Source organism: Pseudomonas sp. p50(2008), from assembly GCF_015351605.1.
Classification (GTDB): domain Bacteria; phylum Pseudomonadota; class Gammaproteobacteria; order Pseudomonadales; family Pseudomonadaceae; genus Aquipseudomonas.
On record NZ_JACMYF010000007.1, the window covers coordinates 60,528 to 80,613 of the forward strand.

General features: G+C 60.3%; 19 protein-coding genes. 8 read left to right on the top strand and 11 right to left on the bottom strand.

Translation table 11 applies throughout. The features are described 5' to 3' along the window. Nucleotides 1-23 precede the first annotated feature (23 nt). From H7698_RS20020 to H7698_RS20035, 4 genes are all read left to right on the top strand, one after another. Nucleotides 24-1,799, top strand: coding sequence for a sensor histidine kinase (locus H7698_RS20020; protein WP_162439643.1), 1,776 nt, complete (start codon nucleotides 24-26; stop codon nucleotides 1,797-1,799). Beyond that, nucleotides 1,784-3,118 (top strand): sigma-54-dependent transcriptional regulator, encoded by a 1,335-nt coding sequence (locus H7698_RS20025; protein ID WP_194692590.1) that lies wholly within the window; start codon nucleotides 1,784-1,786, stop codon nucleotides 3,116-3,118. The genes H7698_RS20020 and H7698_RS20025 overlap by 16 nt, the downstream gene beginning before the upstream one ends. 227 nt (nucleotides 3,119-3,345) lie before the next feature. Next, nucleotides 3,346-4,665, top strand: coding sequence for an MFS transporter (locus H7698_RS20030; protein ID WP_162439645.1), 1,320 nt, complete (start codon nucleotides 3,346-3,348; stop codon nucleotides 4,663-4,665). A 197-nt stretch (nucleotides 4,666-4,862) separates the two neighbouring features. Next, a complete protein-coding gene (locus H7698_RS20035; protein ID WP_194692591.1) occupies nucleotides 4,863-5,492 on the top strand; it encodes a flavin reductase family protein in 630 nt (209 codons plus the stop codon). On the opposite strand, the gene H7698_RS20040 is transcribed toward H7698_RS20035, so the two are convergent. Then, entirely contained in the window at nucleotides 5,493-5,723 is a 231-nt protein-coding gene (locus H7698_RS20040; protein ID WP_162439647.1) for a hypothetical protein, read from the bottom strand. 41 nt (nucleotides 5,724-5,764) lie between these two features. Continuing rightward, nucleotides 5,765-6,118 carry a putative quinol monooxygenase gene (locus tag H7698_RS20045; protein WP_194692592.1) on the bottom strand — a complete coding sequence of 118 codons (354 nt, stop codon included), beginning with the start codon at nucleotides 6,116-6,118 and terminating at the stop codon, nucleotides 5,765-5,767. A gap of 333 nt (nucleotides 6,119-6,451) precedes the next feature. Between H7698_RS20045 and H7698_RS20050 the strand changes: the two genes are divergently transcribed. Continuing rightward, nucleotides 6,452-7,381, top strand: a complete 930-nt coding sequence (locus tag H7698_RS20050; RefSeq protein WP_194692593.1) for an AraC family transcriptional regulator — start codon at nucleotides 6,452-6,454, stop codon at nucleotides 7,379-7,381. Between the two features lie 114 nt (nucleotides 7,382-7,495). Here H7698_RS20050 and H7698_RS20055 read toward each other — a convergent pair whose 3' ends face one another. The 6 genes from H7698_RS20055 to H7698_RS20080 all read right to left on the bottom strand — a co-directional run bounded on the left by H7698_RS20055 (nucleotide 7,496) and on the right by H7698_RS20080 (nucleotide 14,924). Further along, nucleotides 7,496-8,551: an ABC transporter ATP-binding protein gene (locus H7698_RS20055; protein ID WP_194692594.1), complete on the bottom strand. Its 1,056-nt coding sequence runs from the start codon at nucleotides 8,549-8,551 to the stop codon at nucleotides 7,496-7,498. A gap of 13 nt (nucleotides 8,552-8,564) precedes the next feature. Then, nucleotides 8,565-9,413: an ABC transporter permease gene (locus H7698_RS20060; protein ID WP_194692595.1), complete on the bottom strand. Its 849-nt coding sequence runs from the start codon at nucleotides 9,411-9,413 to the stop codon at nucleotides 8,565-8,567. Beyond that, nucleotides 9,410-10,318, bottom strand: a complete 909-nt coding sequence (locus H7698_RS20065) for an ABC transporter permease (protein WP_194692596.1) — start codon at nucleotides 10,316-10,318, stop codon at nucleotides 9,410-9,412. The genes H7698_RS20060 and H7698_RS20065 overlap by 4 nt, the downstream gene beginning before the upstream one ends. Before the next feature lie 190 nt (nucleotides 10,319-10,508). After that, nucleotides 10,509-11,612, bottom strand: coding sequence for an extracellular solute-binding protein (locus tag H7698_RS20070; protein ID WP_194692597.1), 1,104 nt, complete (start codon nucleotides 11,610-11,612; stop codon nucleotides 10,509-10,511). A 217-nt stretch (nucleotides 11,613-11,829) separates the two neighbouring features. Then, complete coding sequence (locus tag H7698_RS20075; RefSeq protein ID WP_194692758.1) at nucleotides 11,830-13,278, bottom strand: aldehyde dehydrogenase family protein; 1,449 nt, start codon at nucleotides 13,276-13,278, stop codon at nucleotides 11,830-11,832. Between the two features lie 8 nt (nucleotides 13,279-13,286). Next, a complete protein-coding gene (locus H7698_RS20080) occupies nucleotides 13,287-14,924 on the bottom strand; it encodes a 5-guanidino-2-oxopentanoate decarboxylase (protein ID WP_194692598.1) in 1,638 nt (545 codons plus the stop codon). A 158-nt stretch (nucleotides 14,925-15,082) separates the two neighbouring features. Between H7698_RS20080 and H7698_RS20085 the strand changes: the two genes are divergently transcribed. Continuing rightward, a complete protein-coding gene (locus tag H7698_RS20085; RefSeq protein WP_194692599.1) occupies nucleotides 15,083-15,964 on the top strand; it encodes a LysR substrate-binding domain-containing protein in 882 nt (293 codons plus the stop codon). 111 nt (nucleotides 15,965-16,075) lie between these two features. On the opposite strand, the gene H7698_RS20090 is transcribed toward H7698_RS20085, so the two are convergent. Together H7698_RS20090 and H7698_RS20095 are read right to left on the bottom strand one after the other, a co-directional pair. Beyond that, nucleotides 16,076-16,690, bottom strand: coding sequence for an NAD(P)-dependent oxidoreductase (locus H7698_RS20090; RefSeq protein ID WP_194692600.1), 615 nt, complete (start codon nucleotides 16,688-16,690; stop codon nucleotides 16,076-16,078). A gap of 202 nt (nucleotides 16,691-16,892) precedes the next feature. Continuing rightward, a complete protein-coding gene (locus H7698_RS20095; protein ID WP_194692601.1) occupies nucleotides 16,893-17,780 on the bottom strand; it encodes an MBL fold metallo-hydrolase in 888 nt (295 codons plus the stop codon). Between the two features lie 123 nt (nucleotides 17,781-17,903). Between H7698_RS20095 and H7698_RS20100 the strand changes: the two genes are divergently transcribed. After that, a complete protein-coding gene (locus tag H7698_RS20100; protein ID WP_208525786.1) occupies nucleotides 17,904-18,809 on the top strand; it encodes a LysR family transcriptional regulator in 906 nt (301 codons plus the stop codon). Between the two features lie 133 nt (nucleotides 18,810-18,942). Then, entirely contained in the window at nucleotides 18,943-19,146 is a 204-nt protein-coding gene (locus H7698_RS20105) for a hypothetical protein (RefSeq protein ID WP_162439627.1), read from the top strand. A 9-nt stretch (nucleotides 19,147-19,155) separates the two neighbouring features. Here the strand turns inward: H7698_RS20105 and H7698_RS20110 are convergent, their stop codons facing one another. Continuing rightward, entirely contained in the window at nucleotides 19,156-20,052 is an 897-nt protein-coding gene (locus H7698_RS20110; RefSeq protein ID WP_162439658.1) for a helix-turn-helix domain-containing protein, read from the bottom strand. Between the last annotated feature and the right edge of the window lie 34 nt (nucleotides 20,053-20,086).

Sequence of the window (20,086 nt, forward strand, 5' to 3'; positions counted from 1 at the left end):
CTCCCCCGTGTGTAACGCCCCGTATGATCGAGTACTCTCGCTCCCTGCGCCTGACGCTCTATACCGTTGTGATCGTCGCCGGGGCAGTCCTTGCGGCCACCTTGGCCATGCGTCACGCCGAGCGCCAGGCGCTGGTGGAAGATGCCGCTCGCGCCAATCAGCAATTGGGGCTGTACGCCACTTCATTGCATACCCTGATCGAACGCTACCGCGCCCTGCCCCTCGTGCTGGCGCTGGACCCAGAACTGCGCTCGGCGCTCAAGGGAGCCATAAACCCCGATCTTCAAGCTTCGTTGAACCGCAAACTTGAGAAAATCAACGGCGCCGCCGAATCCTCAACCCTGGAACTGCTCGACCGCACGGGCCTTGCCATCGCGGCGAGCAACTGGCGCCTGCCCAGCAGTTACGTCGGTCATAACTACGCCTTCCGCCCCTATTTCAGTCAGACCCGCACCCAGGGCACCGGGCGTTTCTACGCCGTGGGCGTGACCAGCGGGATTCCCGGATACTTCCTGTCCAGTGCGGTCATCGATGACGACGGGCAGTTTCTGGGCGCGATGGTGGTCAAACTCGAGTTTCCGGAACTGGAGCGTGAATGGCGCCAGGGCAACGACACCTTGCTGGTCAGCGATGCACGGGGAATTGTCTTCATCGCCAACCAGCCGGGCTGGCGTTACCGCCTATTGAAGCCGCTCAATGACAGCGACCTCGCCGAACTCAAGGCCACCCGCCAATACGACAAACAGCGGCTGACGCCACTGGAGGTCAAAACGCTGCGAAACTTCGACGACAACAGCAATTTGACTGAGGTCGAGGGTCCCGACGGAAAAGTGAATTACCTGTGGGAATCCCTGCCGTTGGCGGCCGAGGGCTGGACGCTGCATTTGCTGCGCCGTCCACAAACGGCCTTCGAAGACAGCCGCAATGCAGCGCTGGCCGCTGCCGGCTTGTGGCTGGCGTTGGTGTTCCTGTTGCTGTTTCTCAACCAACGCTGGCGTCTGGCAAAAATGCGTCAGCGCAGTCGCGAAGAGCTTGAGCGACTGGTCGAAGAACGCACCCGCGACCTGCGCACCGCCCAGGACGGCCTGGTGCAATCGGCCAAACTGGCGGCGCTGGGCCAGATGTCCGCTGCCCTCGCCCACGAAATCAATCAACCCCTGACCGCGCAGCGTATGCAGCTGGCGACGTTGCGCCTGCTGCTCGATCATGGTCGCGTCGATGACGCGTACAAGGCGCTCAAACCGGTGGATGACATGCTGACACGCATGGCCGCCCTTACCGGCCACCTGAAAACCTTCGCCCGCAAAAGCCCCGGCGGCTTGCGCGAATGCCTGGATCTGGCAGCCGTAGTGGACCAGTCGTTGCAACTGCTCGATACCCGCCTGCGTGACGAACAGGTCAGCACGGTGCTGCACCTGACGCGCCCAGCGTGGGTGCGCGGCGATGCAATTCGTCTGGAACAGGTGTTGATCAATCTGCTGCGTAACGCACTGGATGCCATGCAGGACAAACCGTGCAAGCGCCTGGAAATCCGCCTTGAGGCCGACGAACAACTCTGGCGCCTCAGCGTCGCTGATAACGGGGGTGGTATCGCTGAAGAAAACCTGGCCAAGGTCTTCGATCCGTTCTTCACTACCAAACCGGTAGGCGATGGCCTGGGCATCGGCCTGGCCGTCTCCTTTGCCATCGTTCACGAATCGGGCGGCCGCCTGAGCGCGGACAATTTGGGTAACGGCGCCGTGTTCACCCTCACCCTGCCGATCGACCTGGAGGCTCATGGCTCATGCTCAATTCAGTGATCGTCGTCGACGACGAAAGCAGTATCCGCAACGCGGTCGAGCAATGGCTGAGCCTGTCGGGTTTCGAGGTGCAGTTGTACAGCCGTGCGGATGAATGCCTGGCGCAACTGCCCAGGCATTTTCCCGGTGTCATCCTCAGCGACGTGCGCATGCCCGGCATGACCGGCCTGGAACTGTTGGCCGAAGTTCAGCGATGCGATGCCGACTTGCCGGTGATTCTGCTGACCGGCCACGGTGACGTGCCGATGGCAGTCGACGCCATGCGCGATGGCGCCTACGACTTCCTCGAAAAACCCTTCAGCCCCGAAACCTTGCTCGGCAGCCTGCGCCGGGCGCTGGACAAGCGCCGCCTGGTCCTGGAAAACCGTGCCCTGCATGAACAGGCGGACCACCGCGCCAAACTCGATGCGACGCTGTTGGGGGTATCCCGTGGATTGCAGACCTTGCGCAGGCAGGTGCTGGAGCTGGCGGCCCTGCCGGTCAATGTGCTCATCCGTGGTGAAACCGGCAGCGGCAAGGAGTTGGTTGCGCGCTGCTTGCACGATTTCGGACCTCGCGCCGACAAGCCGTTCGTGGCGCTTAATTGCGCGGCGATTCCCGAGCAGTTGTTCGAGGCAGAGTTGTTTGGTCACGAAAGCGGCGCGTTCACCGGCGCCCAGGGCAAGCGCATCGGCAAGCTTGAATACGCTGATGGCGGCACGCTGTTTCTCGATGAAATCGAAAGTATGCCGTTGGCCCAACAGGTGAAACTGCTGCGGGTATTGCAGGAGCAAAAGCTCGAGCGGCTGGGTTCGAATCAAAGCATCCGTGTGGATCTGCGGATCATTGCCGCGACCAAACCGGACTTGCTGGACGAAGCCCGGGCCGGACGTTTCCGCGAGGATCTGGCCTATCGGCTGAACGTCGCCGAGCTGCGCCTGCCACCGTTGCGCGATCGCCGTGAAGACATTCCGTTGTTGTTCGATACCTTTGCCCAGAGCGCCGCCGCGCGCCTGGGCCGCACCTTCCCCCCGTTGTCCGGCGCGCAGTTGAGCCATTTGTTGAGCCATGACTGGCCAGGTAACGTGCGCGAACTGGCCAACGTCGCCGAGCGCCAGGTGTTGGGGCTGGATGAACCTGCACCGGCGGGCAGCGAACCGGGCCAGTCGCTGGCAGCCCGGCAGGAAGCGTTTGAAGCGCACTGCCTGCGCGCTGCCTTGACCCGTCACAAAGGCGATGTGAAAGCCGTCCTCGAAGAACTGCAACTGCCGCGCCGCACCTTCAATGAAAAGATGCAGCGGCATGGACTGACGCGCGAGATGTTTGTGCAAGGCAGCTAATTTTGCAGTGTCTGGGCTGGCCTCATCGTCGGGACAGCCAACGAAAACCTGCGGACCGATAGGCAGTTTTCCGCTCAAACCCCTTCACACATAAGCGGATTTCCGCTCACAAAGTCCCCTGACCCCCTCTAAATCAACCTTCTCCCGGTTGGCACACCTCCTGCTATAGCCCCCTCAGGCTGCGTTTTTACGCGCTCCAAAAAAACAATTAAATGAAGGATCCTTCAATGGATAACTCCAATACCCTGCCCGCAGGGTCGGCTGCCGTGCCGGCCAAGCCTAGAACCACCTCCAGCCGCATCAAATCGATCTTCAGCGGTTCCGTAGGCAACATGGTCGAGTGGTACGACTGGTACGTCTACGCCGCCTTCTCCCTCTATTTCGCCAAGGCGTTTTTCCCTAAAGGCGATACCACTGCCCAACTGCTGAACACTGCTGCGATTTTTGCCGTGGGCTTTCTGATGCGTCCGATCGGGGGCTGGCTGATGGGCCTGTACGCCGACAAGGTCGGGCGCAAGAAGGCGCTGATGGCGTCGGTCTACCTGATGTGCTTCGGCTCGCTGGTGATCGCCCTGAGCCCTGGTTATGAAACCATCGGTATCGGCGCACCCATCCTGTTGATTTTCGCCCGTTTGCTGCAAGGCCTGTCGGTCGGTGGCGAATACGGCACCTCGGCAACGTACCTCAGCGAAATGGCAACCAAGGAACGTCGAGGCTTCTTCTCCAGCTTCCAGTACGTGACCCTGATCTCTGGCCAACTCATCGCGCTGGGCGTATTGATCGTCCTGCAGAATGTCCTGACCACCGAAGAGCTGTACGCCTGGGGCTGGCGCATTCCGTTCGCCATCGGCGCACTGTGTGCGATCGTCGCGCTGTACCTGCGTCGTGGCATGGAAGAAACCGAGTCGTTCACCAAGAAAGAAAAGGCCAAGGAAAGCGCCATGCGCACCTTGATGCGCCATCCGAAGGAACTGATGACCGTGGTCGGCCTGACCATGGGCGGTACGCTGGCGTTCTACACCTACACCACGTACATGCAGAAGTACCTGGTGAACACGGTGGGCATGAGCATCTCCGATTCCACCACGATCTCGGCCGCCACGCTGTTCCTGTTCATGTGCCTGCAACCGCTGGTGGGCGGGCTGTCGGACAAGATCGGTCGCCGACCCATCCTGATCGCTTTCGGTGTGCTCGGGACGCTCTTCACCGTGCCGATCCTCACCGCGTTGCATACGGTTCAAAGCTGGTGGGGTGCGTTCTTCCTGATCATGGCGGCGCTGATCATCGTCAGCGGCTACACCTCGATCAACGCGGTGGTGAAAGCCGAGCTGTTCCCGACTGAAATCCGCGCCCTGGGCGTTGGCTTGCCGTATGCACTGACCGTATCGATCTTCGGCGGCACCGCTGAATACATCGCGCTGTGGTTCAAGAGCATCGGCATGGAAACCGGTTACTACTGGTACGTGACTGCGTGCATCGCGGTGTCCTTGCTGGTGTACGTCACCATGAAAGACACCCGCAAGCATTCGCGGATCACCACGGACTGAGTCTGCTGCAACACCGTTAAAATCAAAAGATCGCAGCCTTCGGCAGCTCCTGAACGGGTTTGATGTACACCCTGTAGGAGCTGCCGGAGGCTGCGATCTTTTTTTTGCATCGCCAAAATCTGCTTGCTGGAAATTAACCGATACCGTCTGCACAATGATCTTCTTTGCTCTGAACACCACTTCAGGAATACGGCACCATGCCCGACGATATTCACTTCTACGAACCCGCCAACGGTCACGGCCTGCCGCATGACCCGTTCAACGCCATCGTCGGCCCGCGCCCCATTGGCTGGATCTCTTCACAGGACGCCGACGGTCGTTTGAACCTGGCGCCTTACAGCTTTTTCAACGCCTTCAATTACATTCCGCCGATCATTGGTTTTTCCAGCGTCGGGCGCAAAGACAGCCTCAACAACATCGAACAGACCGGCGAGTTCGCCTGGAACCTGGCGACCCGTCCGCTGGCCGAGCAGATGAACCAGAGCTGCGCGATGGTCGGGCCTGAGGTCAACGAGTTCGAGCTGTCCGGCTTGACGCCCACCGCTTCGAAAATCATTCAGGTGCCGCGAGTCGCCGAGAGCCCGGTGTCGTTCGAGTGCAAGGTCACGCAGATCATTCAGCTGCAACGAGCTGACGGAAATGTGGTGCCAAGCTGGCTGATACTCGGCGAAGTGGTCGCCGTGCACATCGCCAAGTGGCTGCTCAAGGATGGGGTGTACGACACCGCCGCGGCAGAACCGATTCTGCGCGGCGGCGGTCCAGCGGATTATTTTCAGCTGGGACCTGAGGCATTGTTCAAGATGTTCCGCCCGGGGGCGGTCAAGTAGTTACCAGACGAGTTCGGCGTCGTCGCTGACGTTCTTCAGCCCGGTCAGTTTCAACGCCGCGGCTTCGTCGGCGTCATGGGCGGTTTTGAAGACCTGATCTTCGAGAATCGTGTGAAAACGCGGTGCGCCCGACCCGCCGAGGGCTTTGACGGCGATGGCGGCGTGGTACCCACCTTCAGCCGGTACTACAGCGGAAACAGCTTCAAAGGTTTCAAAGGCTTTACGTGCCATGTCGCGCATCCTGGCTAGTTGAGAATGCAGCCATTAAACCCTCAACCCGCCATTTTGTGTACCCATGACCGGGTCTCGCCGATCGCCTGGGCTGCCGACACCTCTCTGAAGGTATGAAAATCCAGGCTGTTGACCACCAGTTCCTGGACCAGCTCGGCAAAAACCCCCATGGCCGGGGTGTTGAAGTAGGCGGTCATGGCTTGTTGATGGGTCCAGAAACCGGACACCAGCCACAGATCAGGATCACATTGCGAATGCTGCAGGGTAAAACTCAAGCAGCCAGGTGCGCTGCGGGACGGCTCGATCAGGGCACTGAGCCGCGCACCCAGCTCCGCTGAACGCCCGGCGCGGGCACGGACAAAAGCCATATGACTGACGGGAATCTGCGTAGACATGTTCAACCTCCCAGGTACTCGAGTGGCAGCCGTGGGACGGGCTGCGACAGGATCAAAGGTTAAGCGCGCCGGTCATAGTGCGGTTAGTCGATTCCTGCCGGCTTGTTGCACAATCCTGCGAAGCTTCATGGCGCACCTGTAACAACCTGTAAATCCGGCCACTGGATTGAAACAGACGTTCGAGCAAGTTTTCCGGTCAATAGCCTGCTAAAGCAACCGTCCTCCTCAACCCCGTGCAGAATCAGGCAAGCTTCAGGCAGGATGTGTCTACCGCTGTTGCTTGCACAAATTTAAGCTCTCCTCATTACCCACGCCCCACCGAGGATGCCGCGCATGTCGTCGCTCGATCATTTTCAAGCCCCGCTGGACGCCGAAATGGAACGCCAGCGTGCGGAACTGGCCGCGATCATTCGCCGCAACACGATGGAGGACGGCACCTATGCCACCGCCGTCGGCTCGCTGTTCATGTCCCGCCACAGTCAGTCCCACGAGTTTGCCCCGGTGCTGGCACAACCGGCGCTGTGCATCATGGCCCAGGGGCGCAAAGAGGTCCGACTGGCGGACGAGTACTTCAACTACGATCCGCTGAACTATCTGGTGGTGTCGGTGCAGATGCCCTTGAGCGGACGCGTGGTGAATGTCACCTCCGAAGAGCCGATACTCGCGGTACGGCTGGACATCGACCCGGCGGAAATCACCGCGCTGATCGCCGACGCCGGCCCCCTCGGCGTGCCCACCCGCCCAACGGGTCGTGGCTTGTATGTCGAGCGGATCGACACGGCCATGCTCGACGCCGTGCTGCGGCTGGCGCGTTTGCTGGATACTCCGAAAGACATCGCGATGCTCGCACCACTGATTCGCCGGGAGATTCTCTATCGTCTGCTGCGCAGTCAGCAGGGCCATCGGCTGTATGAAATCGCCATCGCCAACAGCCAGAGCCATCGCATCAGCCAGGCGATCAAATGGCTCAACGGCAACTACGAACAACCGTTGCGCATTGATGATCTGGCCAAGGAAGTGAACCTGAGCGTGTCGACCTTGCATCACCGCTTCAAGGCAATGACGGCGATGAGCCCGTTGCAGTATCAGAAGCAGCTGCGCTTGCAGGAAGCGCGGCGGTTGATGCTCGCGGAGGGTCTGGAGGCTTCGGCGGCGGGGTATCGGGTGGGGTATGAAAGCCCTTCGCAGTTCAGCCGGGAGTACAGCCGGTTGTTTGGGGCACCGCCATTGCGGGATCTGGCGCGGTTGCGGTTGACCATTTGATCTGATTTTTGTGCTGGTTTTGCCGGCCTCATCGCGAGCAGGCTCACTCCTACAGGGGGCCGGTGTACACCGATCTACTGTAGGAGTGAGCCTGCTCGCGATGGGGCCAGTCAGTCAGGCGCCGAGTACCCGACAAGCCTCAGCCGGCAGTGTCACTGAAACCGGGTTGCCAATGCTCAACCCAAACCCCTGACACGGCGTGCTCAACGCCGTAAACGAAACCCCTGAACACTCCACAGTGGTTTCAATCGTCGCGCCGATATCCCGTACAAACGTCACCTTGCCCAGCAACCGATTCCCCGCCGTCGCTTGCGGTTGCGACAGTTGCAGATCCTCAGGCCGAATGAGCATCTTCACCTTCTCTCCCACCACAATGCTGCTGCAGATCGGCACTTCCAGCGCGTCACCGCCGGGCAAACCGACCTTGCCATTACCCAATGCCGTCGCCGGGAAGATGTTGCCGGAACCGATGAAGTCCGCCACGAACTCGTTGGCCGGATGCCGATAAATCTCGATCGGCGACCCCACTTGCTGCACGCGATGCTCACCCAGCACCACCACGATGTCCGCCATGGTCATGGCCTCACGCTGATCGTGAGTCACCATGATGGTGGTGATGTTCAGGCGCTGTTGCAGCTGACGGATTTCCACCTGCATCGACTCGCGCAACTTGGCGTCCAGCGCCGACAGCGGTTCATCCAGCAACAGAATTTTCGGCCGCGAGGCAATCGCCCGGGCAATCGCCACGCGCTGGCGTTGGCCGCCGGACAGCTTCGATACCGGACGGTCGATCATTTCCTGCAACTGAATCAACTGCAGCAACTCCACCACCCGCGCCTGCTGATCCGCCTTGCTGACGCCGCGCAGTTTCAGCGGGTAAGCGATGTTCTCCCCCACCGTCATGTGCGGGAACAGCGCCAGGGACTGGAACACCATGCCAAAATTTCGTTGATGTGCCGGGGTGTGGCCGATGTCTTCGCCGTCCAGGCGAATCTCGCCACCGCTCAGGGTTTCAAGGCCGGCAATCATGCGCAGCAGTGTGGTTTTACCGCAGCCCGACGGGCCGAGAAAACACACCAGTTTGCCCTCCGGCAAATGCAGGTTTACATCCTTTACCGCGCAGGCCGAGCCGTAGTGTTTCTCGACGTTTTCCAGAATCAGACCAGTCATGTTGCACCTCAAATCAAAAGGAAACGCCGCCCTCGCCCACCAGCTTCTCCAACGCCCAGATCAGGACGAAGTCGATCAGCACGATCAGCACGGCAAACGAAAATACGGTGGGGTCGAGCGATGACACGGTGCGGCTGTACATCCAGATCGGCACGGTCATGACGTCGATGGTGTAGAGGAAGTAGGTCACGGTGAATTCGTTGAACGAGACGATGAACGCCAGCAGCATGCCCGCCAGAATCCCCGATTTCATCAACGGCACCACCACATCGAAAATCGCCCGCGTCGGCGACGCACCCAGCATTTGCGCGGCCTCTTCGACTTCGGTACCGATGGAGAGCATCGCAGCCGTGCAGTTCTTCACCACGAAGGGCAGCGCCAGGATGACGTGGGCGATCACCAGTCGCGAGGTGGTCATATGGAACGGCAAGCTGTCGAACACCAGCAGCAGCGCCAGCCCCAAGACCACCATCGGAAACACCAGCGGCAGCGACATCAATTGCATCGCCACGGCCTTGCCACGGAACTCGCAACGGGTCAGCGCATAAGCTGCCGGCACCGCGATGATCGTGGCAAACACCATGGTCAGGCACGCGACCATCAGGCTGGTGGTCATGGCCTTGCCCAGGCTCAGCACGTCACTTGAATCCGGCGAGACGAAGGTATTCCAGGCGGCCTTGTACCATTGCAGGCTGTAACTGCTCGGCGGGAAATCGAGGTTCGAGGCGCCGCTGAACGACATGACAATCATGGTCAGGATCGGCAACACCGCCAGCAGCAGGATGAAGCCCGAGAGGATGCCGGCAAACTTGCCGGTGTCGCCCGGCAGCAGCGAATGACGCTTCTTGATCAGCGTGCTCATTGGGAAGCCTCCATCCTGCGCCGACGTCGGCCAGTAAAGTATTCGGACAAGGTCATGATCGCCAACGTCGTGACGATCAACACCACCCCGGCAGCGGACGCGGCAGGCCAGTTCATCAGCGGGGCGATCTGGTCATGCACCATCACCGCCAGCATCGGCACGCGACGGCCACCAAGCAGCAAAGGCACGACGAAGCTGCTGGCGTTGTAGGCAAAGACCAACGTTGCGCCGGTGATGATCCCCGGCAAACTCATCGGCAAAACAATCTGGCGGAACACCTGCAAGCGACTGGCGCCCAGGGTAGCGGCAGCCTCTTCGTAGGTGCGGGCGACGCCGCGCATGGCGCTGGCAATCGGCAGTACGGCCAAGGGGAAGGCGGTTTGCACCAAGCCCATCAGCACGCCGTTCTGGTTGTACAGCAGCATGACCGGTCGCTTGATCAGGCCCAGTCCCATCAGTGCCTGATTAAGCATCCCGCCTGGGCCGAGAATGACCAGCCAGCCGTAGCTTTGCAGCAACAGGTTGACCAGCAAGGGCAGCAGCACCGCGGCGAGAAATACCCGGCGCACGAACGGTGAGGTCAGGCGCGACATGGTGTAGGCCACGGGGATCGCCAACAGCACGGCGACGACCGCACTGATCAGCGCCAGTCGCAGGGTCAGCAGCAAGGATTTCAGGTAGTACGGTTCGAGCAATTGAGCGTAACTGGCCAGGCTGAACCCGGTCCATTCCGCCCCTTTGGTGCCCACGCTCATGCGCAGGACCAGCAGACTGGCGGCAATCAATACACCCAGGAACAGCATCGACGGCGTGAGGAAAAGCCAGGCGCGCACCGTAGGCGAAACACCCCGCTTCGCGCGCGGCTCGGCAGCACTGACCGACTGGATTAAAGGTTGGTGTTCCATAGCAAAGGTCTCGTCAATGGAAAGCAGTTGACGAACACAATCTCAAAACCACCGCACACCCTGTGGGAGCTGGCTTGCCAGCGATAGCAATCTGTCAGTCACATCATTGTCGACAGGTAGGCCGTCATCGCGGGCAAGCCCGCTCCCACAGGGTTTTGTGGTGCTTTGGAGAGCTGTGTTCGTCACTCGATCAGGAAGAAAAGATTTCCGTGTAGCGACGAATCCATTGGTCATGCACGGAGGCCAGGAAGGCGTTGTCGTGCATGATCGCCTTCTCGGCAATCTGCTCCGGCGTAAGGATGTATGGGCTCTTGCGCGCTTCGGCGGAGATGATCGCCTTGGCGTTGACCGGACCGTTGTAGATGTCCTCGGCCATCTTGCCCTGCACCAGCGGGTCCAGAGAGTGGTTGATGAAGGCGTAAGCCATGTCGATATCGCCCGGACGATTCTTCGGCATCACCGACAACATCAGGTCGGTGTAAAAACCTTCCTTCATGCCAAACGTCGCGCCCAGACCGTACGCCGGATCACGAATCTGTTTAGGGAAAAACGCCGGCGCGTACAAGCCACCCATGTCCAGGGAACCGGTGCGGAACAGCTCGGCGATCTGGTTCGGGTTCTCGCCCAGCGTCACCACACGGTCTTTGAGTTCAGCGAGTTTCTTGAAACCCGGTTCGATGTTGTGTTCGTCACCACCGGCCAGTTTGGCGGCGATGATGATCAGGTCCATGGCCTCGGTCCAGTTCGGCGGCGGCAGGAAAATGTTCGGCGACAGGTCCGCGTCCCACAGGGCGGCGTAGCTGTCTGGCGCTTCCTTGATCGTGCGGGTGCTGTAGACGAGGCTGTTGCACCACAACAGGTAACCAATGCCATGACCGTTGGCGCCGGTGCGGTATTTCTCCGGCACGTCGACCAGGTTGGGAATGCGGTTCAGATCAGGTTTTTCGAGCAGATTGGCGGCGGCCAGACCTTCGGCGCCGACGCCTGCCAGGGTGATGATGTCGTACTGCGGACGGTCACCGCCGGCCTTGAGCTTGGCGACCATTTCCGACGTACTGCCGGTGCGGTCAGCGATGACCTTGCAGCCGTACTTGTCTTCGAATGTCGCAGCGATGTTGCGCAGTGCAGCCAGGCCAGTGTCATCGGACCAGGTCAGCAGGCGCAGGGTCTTGCCGGCAAAGCGCGTGTCGCTGGCATTGGCCTTGACGAACGGCAGGCTCATGGCCGCCGCGGCAACCGAGGCTACGCCCACGGTCTTGATGAATTGACGTCTGTTCAGATCATGCTCGCCCATGACGGACTCCCTTTGTTTTTGTAGGTATAAGGCAGGTCGAAACTGTTGCATCCGCGCGGCCGGAGCAGCATTAGCCCCCGTATTTTCGGGGGCTTGGCTGAGCCAGCGAGTTCATCCTGAAGTTGTGCAAAACACCTGACTATCGATAAAAACTCATCGAAGCCATGACGCCGACGCATGCCTCATGGAGAGGCATGCGCTGACCGATTTCGTGGCTTCAAACGGCCCGAATCACGTGTTTGATTTCCTGGAAAGCTTGCAGGCCCCAAGGGCCCAATTCACGGCCGATACTGCTCTGCTTGTAGCCACCCCAGGCGGTCTGCGGGAAGATCACCTGCGGCGCGTTAATCCACACGAGCCCCGCCTGCAACGCGTTAGCGACACGATCCGCGGCTTCGGCGTCGCGTGTGACCACGCTGGCCACCAGACCGAATTGACTGTCGTTGGCCAGGGCAATCGCCTCGGCTTCGGAGGCGAAACTGCGCACGCAGATCACTGGGCCGAAAATCTCTTCACACCACAACGCACTGCCCTGGGGCACGTCGGTGAAAATGGTCGGCTGTAAAAAATAGCCGCGCGGCAGGTCTGCCGGACGATTGCCGCCGCAGATCAGTGTTGCGCCCGCACTCAAACCACGGTCGATGTGGCCGAGTACGCGCTGGTATTGCGCCTGATTGACCAGTGCGCCCATTTCCACCGCCGGATCGAACGGGTCCGCCACGCGAATCGCTTCGGCACGCGCCTTCAGGCGGATCAGGAACTCATCCGCCAGTTCATCAGCGACCAGCACACGGCTGGTGGCGGAACACATCTGTCCGGCGTTGTAGAAACCGCCGCCACAGGCCACTTCCACCGCCAGTTCGATGTCGGCATCGGCCAGCACCAGCAGCGAGGATTTGCCACCCAGTTCCAGGCTCACGCCTTTGACGGTTTCTGCCGCGCGTTGCATGACCTGCACGCCGACCGCATTGCTGCCGGTGAACGAAATTTTGGCGATGCGCGGATCGACCGACAGCGGTGCGCCTACCGCCAGGCCCGTGCCGCAGACCAGGTTGAACACGCCCTTGGGCAGACCGGATTGGGCAATGATCGCCGCCAGTTCCAGCTCCGGCAGCGGCGTCACTTCGGACGGTTTGAGCACCACGCAGCAACCGGCAGCCAGGGCCGGCGCCAGTTTCCACGCGGTGGTCACCATCGGGAAATTCCACGGCACGATCAGGCCGACCACACCGCAAGGTTCGCGGCGCACCCGAGCGCTGAATTCGTCGCTCGGCAGCTCAACGGCGCTGTCTTGCCTGGCATCCAGGCCTTCAGCGAGCCCTGCGTAATACTCGAACGTGGCGATCACATCGTCGACGTCGATGGCCGCTTCGAACAGCGGCTTGCCGTTGTTGCCGGACTGCAAATGCATCAATTGTTCACGACCGGCCTGCACGCCCGCCGCGATCTTGCGCAGGACCGCGCCACGCTCGGCGCCGGTGGTTTGCGACCAGCCTTTGAACGCGTTGGCTGCCGCACTGACAGCCTGATCGACCGAGTGCGCATCGCCGCCATTAACGGTGGTCAACAAGGCTTCGGTTGCCGGATTGATCACGCGCAGGTGTTCAGGGCCGGCCGACCATTGGCCGTCGATGAACAGGCCTTCAAGCGTGGTCGGTAACGTCAAAGCGAAGCTCATTTCGACACCGCCTGCATCCAAGACGTCTGATCGATTTCAATCAGGGTCGGGCCCTGGCGATCACTGGCGACACGCAGAGCGACGCGCAGTTGCTCGACACCGTTGACCGCTTCGGCCGCGCAGCCCAGCGCCTTCGCCACACCGATGAAGTCGGGGGTGTAGATGTCCACGCCCACCGGTTCGATGTCCCGGTTGACCATGTATTTCTTGATCTCTTCGTAGCCCTGGTTATTCCACAACAGGACGATCACCGGCGTGCGCGCTTCAACGGCGCTGGCCAGTTCCGGCAGGGTGAATTGCAGGCCGCCATCACCGATCAGGCACACCACCGGAGGACGCGCGCCCGCTGCGAGGCTGCCACCGAGCCAGGCGCCAATGGCAGCCGGCAAGGCGTAGCCGAGGGTGCCGTAACCGGTGGACGAGTTGAACCAGCGGCGCGGACGCTCAGGGTTGAACGTCAGGTTGCCGGTGTAAACCGGTTGAGTCGAATCGCCGACGAACACGGCGTTCGGCAGTTCGTGCAGGACGGTTTCGAGGAAGCGCGTTTGCGCCAACGTCGGGGCGTCCCAGGTGGCGGCCAATTCATCACGCAGACGGGCGGCACGAACCTGGCCCCAATCGTTGCGGCGCTCAGCCAGGGATTTGTGCGACAGAGCGCTCAGCAACGCCTGGGCCGCATGCCGTGAATCGGCGACGAGGGCCACGTGCGGCGGATAGTTGCGAACGGTCTGGTCCGCATCGATATCAACGCGCAGCAGCTTGCCCGGAATTTCGAAACCACCGGCGAAGGTGACGTCGTAATCGGTCTCGGCCAGTTCAGTACCGATGGCCAGCACCACGTCGGCCTCGGCGACCAGCGCACGGGTGGCGACCAGGCTCTGGGTCGAACCGATCAGCAACGGGTGAGCGGATTCGAGCATGCCTTTGGCATTGATGGTCAGCGCGACAGGCGCGTCCAGCAACTCGGCCAATTCAGTCAGTTCGGCGGCAGCGTCAATGGCGCCGCCACCCGCGAGGATCAGTGGACGCTTGGCGCCCGCGAGCAAGTCGGTCATGCGCGAAACGGCGGACGGCGAAGCACCTGCGCGATCAATCTGCACCGCCACGCTGCTCAGCAAATCGTCGGCGTCTTCAACCAACACATCCAACGGAATTTCGATGTGCACCGGACGCGGGCGGCCCGCCTGGAACAGCGCGAAAGCACGGGCCAGTACGCCCGGCAATTCCGCCGCCGACATCAAGGTGTGGGAGAACGCCGCCACGCCACCGACCAGCGCACTCTGGTTCGGCAACTCGTGCAGCTTGCCGCGACCGCCACCCAACTGGCTGCGCGATTGCACACTGGAGATCACCAGCATCGGGATCGAATCGGCGTAGGCCTGGCCCATCGCCGTTGTAATGTTGGTCATGCCGGGGCCGGTGATGATGAAGCACACGCCGGGTTTGCCACTGGTGCGTGCATAGCCGTCAGCCATGAAGCCGGCGCCCTGCTCGTGACGCGGAGTGACGTGGTTGATGCTCGAACGGGCCAGCCCGCGATACAGCTCCACGGTGTGAACCCCGGGAATGCCGAACACCTGCTCGACCCCATAGTCTTCGAGTAACTTGACCAATACTTCGCCGCACGTCGCCATGTGTTTGCCCTTCTTGTTCGTTTGAGACGCCGGACCTGTGCAATGTTTATGATGCGCAGGCAGGTCCAGGGATGGCCTCATTGAACGGGCGACACCTCGCCTCAACAATGGATAAAAAGTCATACTAGCCATGTCCTCACGTCATACCTTGGATCCCAATGAAACGACTGCCTCCCCTGCCGGCGCTGCACACGTTCTGGATTACCGCGCAGTGCTGCAACTTCACCCGTGCCGCCGAACAGCTGCACATCACCCAAGGCGCGGTGAGCCGGCAGATTGCCGGGCTGGAAGATCATCTGGGTTATGAACTGTTCATTCGTCAGGCTCGCGGCCTGGAACTGACCGCTGAAGGACGGGAATGGCTGCCACGGGTGCAGCAGGTTTTCGGGTTGATCGACGAGGCCGTGGAGCAAATCGGCGCGAAGCGCGAAACCCTGCAACTGAAGGCACCGACCTGTGTCATGCGCTGGTTGCTACCGCGTCTTTTGCAGTGGCAACGGGAGCGCCCGGACGTGCCGGTGGAGTTGACCACCACGGTCAAGCACGGCGTGGATTTTCACCGCGAACAGTTCGATGCAGCCGTGATGTACGGTGCGCCGCCGGACAGCACGCTGGCCTCGTTTCATTTGTTCGATGAGCAGCTGACGCCGGTCTGTTCCAGACCGCTGCTTGAAGGGTCAGTGCCGTTGCGCATCCCGGATGACCTGGAACAGCACCTGCTGCTGCACCCGACACGGGATGAGCGGGACTGGAAAGCCTGGCTGGCGACCGCCGACGTGCGCTTGAACAATGTGGGTAAGGGTCAGCATTTCGAAACCCTGGACCTGGCCATGTCGATGGCGTCCCAAGGGACTGGCGTGGCGATCGGAGACTGGTCGTTGATTGGCGATGACTTGAGCGCCGGAAGGTTGGTCATGCCGTTTGAGCTGAAGGTCAAAACCGGACTGGCGTATTACCTGGTGTTCCCCGAGAAGCCGGGGCCTTCGCCGAAACTGCGCGAGTTGATGGGATGGTTGGTGGAGCAGGCTCAATCGCGTTGAGCGCATGGATAATGCGTAAAAACCATACCCCCCTGAAAACGCGCAAATACCTGTAGCAGCTGGCGAAGCCTGCGTCCGGCTGCTACAGGATTTTTGGTGTATCCGCCTGGATTAGTATCCGACCGTAAACCGCTGGCGTGAATGCTTCGGGGATTCCACTTCATCGAGCATCGCGATCGCGTAGTCGGCAAAGGTAATCCAGCTGCGACCTTCACTGCTTACCAGCAAATCATCCTGGCCAATCCGAAACTTTCCAGTGCGCTCGCCTTCGACAAACTCCGCCGATGGCGACACAAACGTCCAGTCCAGATCCTTTTCCTGACGCAGGTTTTCCAGAAACAACGCCCCGGCACTTGCTTCGGCTTTGTATGCCTCAGGAAAGCCCTTGCTGTCGATCACGCGGGTTCCGTCCGGCAGCAACAGTGAACCGGCGCCACCCACCACCAGCAGCCGTTTGACCCCGGCATTTTTCACCGGTCCGATGACCGCACCAGCCGGAATCGTGGCGAAAGGCGCGGCGCTGATCACCACGTCATGCCCGGCCACGGCGGCCTGCAATGCGTTGGCATCCAACACATCGACATTGCGACTGATCACACCCTCACGCTGACCCACCTTGGCAGTGTCGCGGGCGATGGCAGTAACGCTATGACCACGACGCAGGGCTTCTTCCAGCAGTTGGCTACCGGCACGACCGGTGGCACCGATGATTGCGATTTTGCTCATGACGTTCTCCCGTTGGCTTTTAGTGAGTCAGTAAAAATCTGGATGATGAAATGCTTTTGTGGCGAGGGGATTTATCCCCGTTTGACTGCGTAGCAGTCACCTGCAATACCTCATATAGAACGCGTTTGAGGGCTTAGCGACTGCTTTGCAGCCGAACGGGGATAAATCCCCTCGCCACAAGAATGCGTTTTAAGTACGTAACTCATTCACCCCACTTCATCTCGCCCTTCGCGACTTTCGCGCTCAGCTCCAGCGAGCTTTCTTCACCCAGTGTCGGATAGCGCTTTTTCATCGCGGCAATCAGTGCGGTCGAATCTTTTGCCTTGGCGGTTTCCTCATCAAAGGCCTTGATGTAATCGGCAGTGAATTGCACTGCAGCCAGTGAGCGAGTGCTCTCACCGAGGTAATGGCCCGGCACGATGGTTTTCGGATTCAGGGTTTCGATGGCGTGCAGCGTAGCCAACCAATCGGCATGGGACGCTGCCGTTTGGGTATCGGCCATCCAGACGTGAATGTTTTGCGCAACCACCACGCCACCCACCACAGCCTTGATCGACGGGATCCACACAAAACTGCGATCCGGTTGTTTGCCATCCAGACCCAGCACCTGCAACTTCTGCCCCTCAAGCATCAGGCTGTCACCCTCGAGAACGCCCGGCACAATGGTTTTGGCCGGCGCGTCGGCGCCCATTTTCGGCCCCCAGTACGCGAGTTTGCCGTCGACGGTTTTTTTGATGTGATCCACGGTCGGTTGCGACGCGAGTACCTTGGCGTTGGGGAACGCAGCCGTCAGGGTGTCGAGGCCGAAGTAGTAATCCGGGTCACCGTGGCTGATGTAAATCGTGGTGAGTTGTTTGCCGCTGGCGCGGATTTTCTCGACCACTTGCTTGGCCTGGGATTGGCCGAACTGGGCATCCACCAGGATCGCGTCCTTCTCGCCACTGACCAGCACCGAGGTCACCGGGAAAATGGCCTTGTCGCCTGGGTTGTAGACATCCAGGGTCAGGGTCGAAGCCGCTGTTGCATGGGCGGCAAAGCCAAACACGGCCGTTGCCAGCAAAATACGTTTGAGAGAAGTGAAGCCGATCATGTGTTGCTCCGTTGTCGATGGCCTGGCTTGGCCGGTGCCGTGCAGGGAACAGAGCTTAGTTGCCTGACTCAGTACAAAAAATGCGATGCTGATACATAGTTTGTTTCTGAAATCGGGCAAATCATGGATCGTCTTCAAGCAATGCGTGTTTTCGTCACGGTGGTCGACCTTGGCAGTCAGTCCGCCGCCGCCGATCATCTGGACCTGTCGCGGCCAGTGGTGTCGCGCTATCTGGCTGAGCTGGAGGATTGGGTCGGCGCGCGCCTGATGCACCGCACCACGCGCAAATTGAGCCTGACCGCCGCCGGCAGCGAGGTCCTGCCTCGTTGTCGGCAATTGCTCGACCTGTCCAGCGACATGCAAGCCGCCGTCAGTGAGCCGGACGATGCACCTCGCGGCTCGCTGCGCATCAGTGTCAGTACTTCGTTCGGCCAGGCGCAACTGGCGGACGCGATGGCTGCCTATGTCAAGCGCTACCCCGGCGTCAGCATCGACATGCAGATGCTCGACCGGACGGTAAACCTGGTGGATGAGCGGATCGACCTGGCCATTCGCACCAGCAATGACCTGGACCCCAATTTGATTGCCCGACGACTCACCGTCTGTCGCTCGGTGATCTGCGCCTCTGCGGACTACCTGCGCGAGCACCCCGCGCCCCAGCGAGTCGAGGACCTCAGCCAACACAATTGCCTGACCCATTCCTATTTTGGCAAAAGCCTGTGGCATTTCGAGCAGGACGGTGAGCCCGTGTCGGTGCCCGTGCAAGGCAACATCAGCGCCAACGAAGCCAGCACACTGCTGCGCGCCACCCTGGCAGGCGCCGGAATCGCGATGCTGCCGACTTATCAGGCCGGCGTGCACATTCACAGCGGTGAGCTGATTCGCCTGTTGCCCCAGGCCGAGCCCCGACAGATGAACATCTACGCGGTGTATGCCTCACGCAAACACATGCCGGCGACGCTGCGCAGCCTGCTGGATTTTCTGGTGCTGAGGTTTCCGCAAGAGCCTGAGTGGGATTTAGGGCTGTAGGGCTGTAATCCATGAAACGGTAGGAAATCCAACCTGTGGGAGCGGGTTCATCAGTGTTCTGAATGTCGGGCTACATGCGCATGATGTTTGACTGGCATCCCACCCCGACTGGCCTATGCTGAAAGTAATACCCATGGGTATTCGTTCAGAGGTCAACGCCATGAACATCAAAACAAGAAGATACCTCGCCATTTTCGTCACCTGCGCAGCGACGCTGGCGCTTTATGGCACCGCTGCCTGGCGGGTCGAACAGCTGCGGCAACTGCCCCGCGAATACGCGAGTTGTAATTTCGAGCGCTGCATTCCCCACAACGCGACCCTCAACGCCCTTCGCTAGCGAAAGGGGTCAGGTGTCGCTGTCCTGATCGGCCTTCAAACGGTCGCGAAACGCCTTGGGTGAGATCCCGACCCTGCGCCGGAACAGACGCGTGAAGTTGGTCGGATCGGAAAATCCCAACACATCGGACATTTCATAAATGGTCATGCTGGTATAGGTCAGCAAGCGCTTGGCCTCCAGCAGTTGCCGTTCGTGCATGATCTGCAAGGCCGGTTGTCCCGCCAGTTCGCGGCAAGTGCCGTTGAGGTGGGACACGGAAATTCCCAGCCGATGCGCCAGGTCTTCAACCTTGACGTGCTGGCGATACGTCTCTTCCACCAGCTGGATAAAACCATTGAGGTATTCCCGCGCGCGCTGCGGACGCTGGCTGGCGGAACGCCGCTGCAACGCCTGCCGGCTGGCCCATACCAGGATCACGCTGACCAGCGAATGCATGAGCATTTCGCGCGCCGGTTGATGGCCGGTGTATTCGTCCTGCAATGCTGAAAACAGGCTGTTGAGGTAATCGCTGTCCTTGCCTGCCGGATAACTGTCGGCGTGGGCCAGCGCCTGCAGGGAATTGCCCAGCTGTGCTTGCAGATGACTGAGCAGCGGCGCGGCCAGCGTCACGACAAACCCTTCGACGTCTTCGGAAAACCGGAAGCCGTGTACCGATAAGGGCGGCAGGATCTGGATCGCCGGTTCAGTGAGTTTTGTGCGTTTGCCTTCGATTTCAAGCTCTGCCTGACCTTTGAAAACGAAGAGCAACTGGCATAAATCGGCGTGGCGGTGGGGTTTGATCTCCCACTGATGTTCACGGCTGCGTCTGGAAATGGTTTCACAGTGCAGCAAGTCAGGTGTTGGCCAGTCCAGGCTTTCTCCGTAAAGCTTGAACACCGGTATAGAAGGCAGGGCAGGCTTGTTCATAACTTCAATCAGGCCTCGGAGATGTGGCGGGCGA

What these genes read in the sequence shown, in the direction of transcription:
- H7698_RS20020 (WP_162439643.1), top strand. Translation starts at nt 24, where the DNA reads ATGATCGAGTACTCTCGCTCCCTGCGCCTGACGCTCTATACCGTTGTG.
- H7698_RS20025 (WP_194692590.1), top strand. Translation starts at nt 1,784, where the DNA reads ATGCTCAATTCAGTGATCGTCGTCGACGACGAAAGCAGTATCCGCAAC.
- H7698_RS20030 (WP_162439645.1), top strand. Translation starts at nt 3,346, where the DNA reads ATGGATAACTCCAATACCCTGCCCGCAGGGTCGGCTGCCGTGCCGGCC.
- H7698_RS20035 (WP_194692591.1), top strand. Translation starts at nt 4,863, where the DNA reads ATGCCCGACGATATTCACTTCTACGAACCCGCCAACGGTCACGGCCTG.
- H7698_RS20040 (WP_162439647.1), bottom strand. Translation starts at nt 5,723, where the DNA reads ATGGCACGTAAAGCCTTTGAAACCTTTGAAGCTGTTTCCGCTGTAGTA.
- H7698_RS20045 (WP_194692592.1), bottom strand. Translation starts at nt 6,118, where the DNA reads ATGTCTACGCAGATTCCCGTCAGTCATATGGCTTTTGTCCGTGCCCGC.
- H7698_RS20050 (WP_194692593.1), top strand. Translation starts at nt 6,452, where the DNA reads ATGTCGTCGCTCGATCATTTTCAAGCCCCGCTGGACGCCGAAATGGAA.
- H7698_RS20055 (WP_194692594.1), bottom strand. Translation starts at nt 8,551, where the DNA reads ATGACTGGTCTGATTCTGGAAAACGTCGAGAAACACTACGGCTCGGCC.
- H7698_RS20060 (WP_194692595.1), bottom strand. Translation starts at nt 9,413, where the DNA reads ATGAGCACGCTGATCAAGAAGCGTCATTCGCTGCTGCCGGGCGACACC.
- H7698_RS20065 (WP_194692596.1), bottom strand. Translation starts at nt 10,318, where the DNA reads ATGGAACACCAACCTTTAATCCAGTCGGTCAGTGCTGCCGAGCCGCGC.
- H7698_RS20070 (WP_194692597.1), bottom strand. Translation starts at nt 11,612, where the DNA reads ATGGGCGAGCATGATCTGAACAGACGTCAATTCATCAAGACCGTGGGC.
- H7698_RS20080 (WP_194692598.1), bottom strand. Translation starts at nt 14,924, where the DNA reads ATGGCGACGTGCGGCGAAGTATTGGTCAAGTTACTCGAAGACTATGGG.
- H7698_RS20085 (WP_194692599.1), top strand. Translation starts at nt 15,083, where the DNA reads ATGAAACGACTGCCTCCCCTGCCGGCGCTGCACACGTTCTGGATTACC.
- H7698_RS20090 (WP_194692600.1), bottom strand. Translation starts at nt 16,690, where the DNA reads ATGAGCAAAATCGCAATCATCGGTGCCACCGGTCGTGCCGGTAGCCAA.
- H7698_RS20095 (WP_194692601.1), bottom strand. Translation starts at nt 17,780, where the DNA reads ATGATCGGCTTCACTTCTCTCAAACGTATTTTGCTGGCAACGGCCGTG.
- H7698_RS20100 (WP_208525786.1), top strand. Translation starts at nt 17,904, where the DNA reads ATGGATCGTCTTCAAGCAATGCGTGTTTTCGTCACGGTGGTCGACCTT.
- H7698_RS20105 (WP_162439627.1), top strand. Translation starts at nt 18,943, where the DNA reads ATGGGTATTCGTTCAGAGGTCAACGCCATGAACATCAAAACAAGAAGA.
- H7698_RS20110 (WP_162439658.1), bottom strand. Translation starts at nt 20,052, where the DNA reads ATGAACAAGCCTGCCCTGCCTTCTATACCGGTGTTCAAGCTTTACGGA.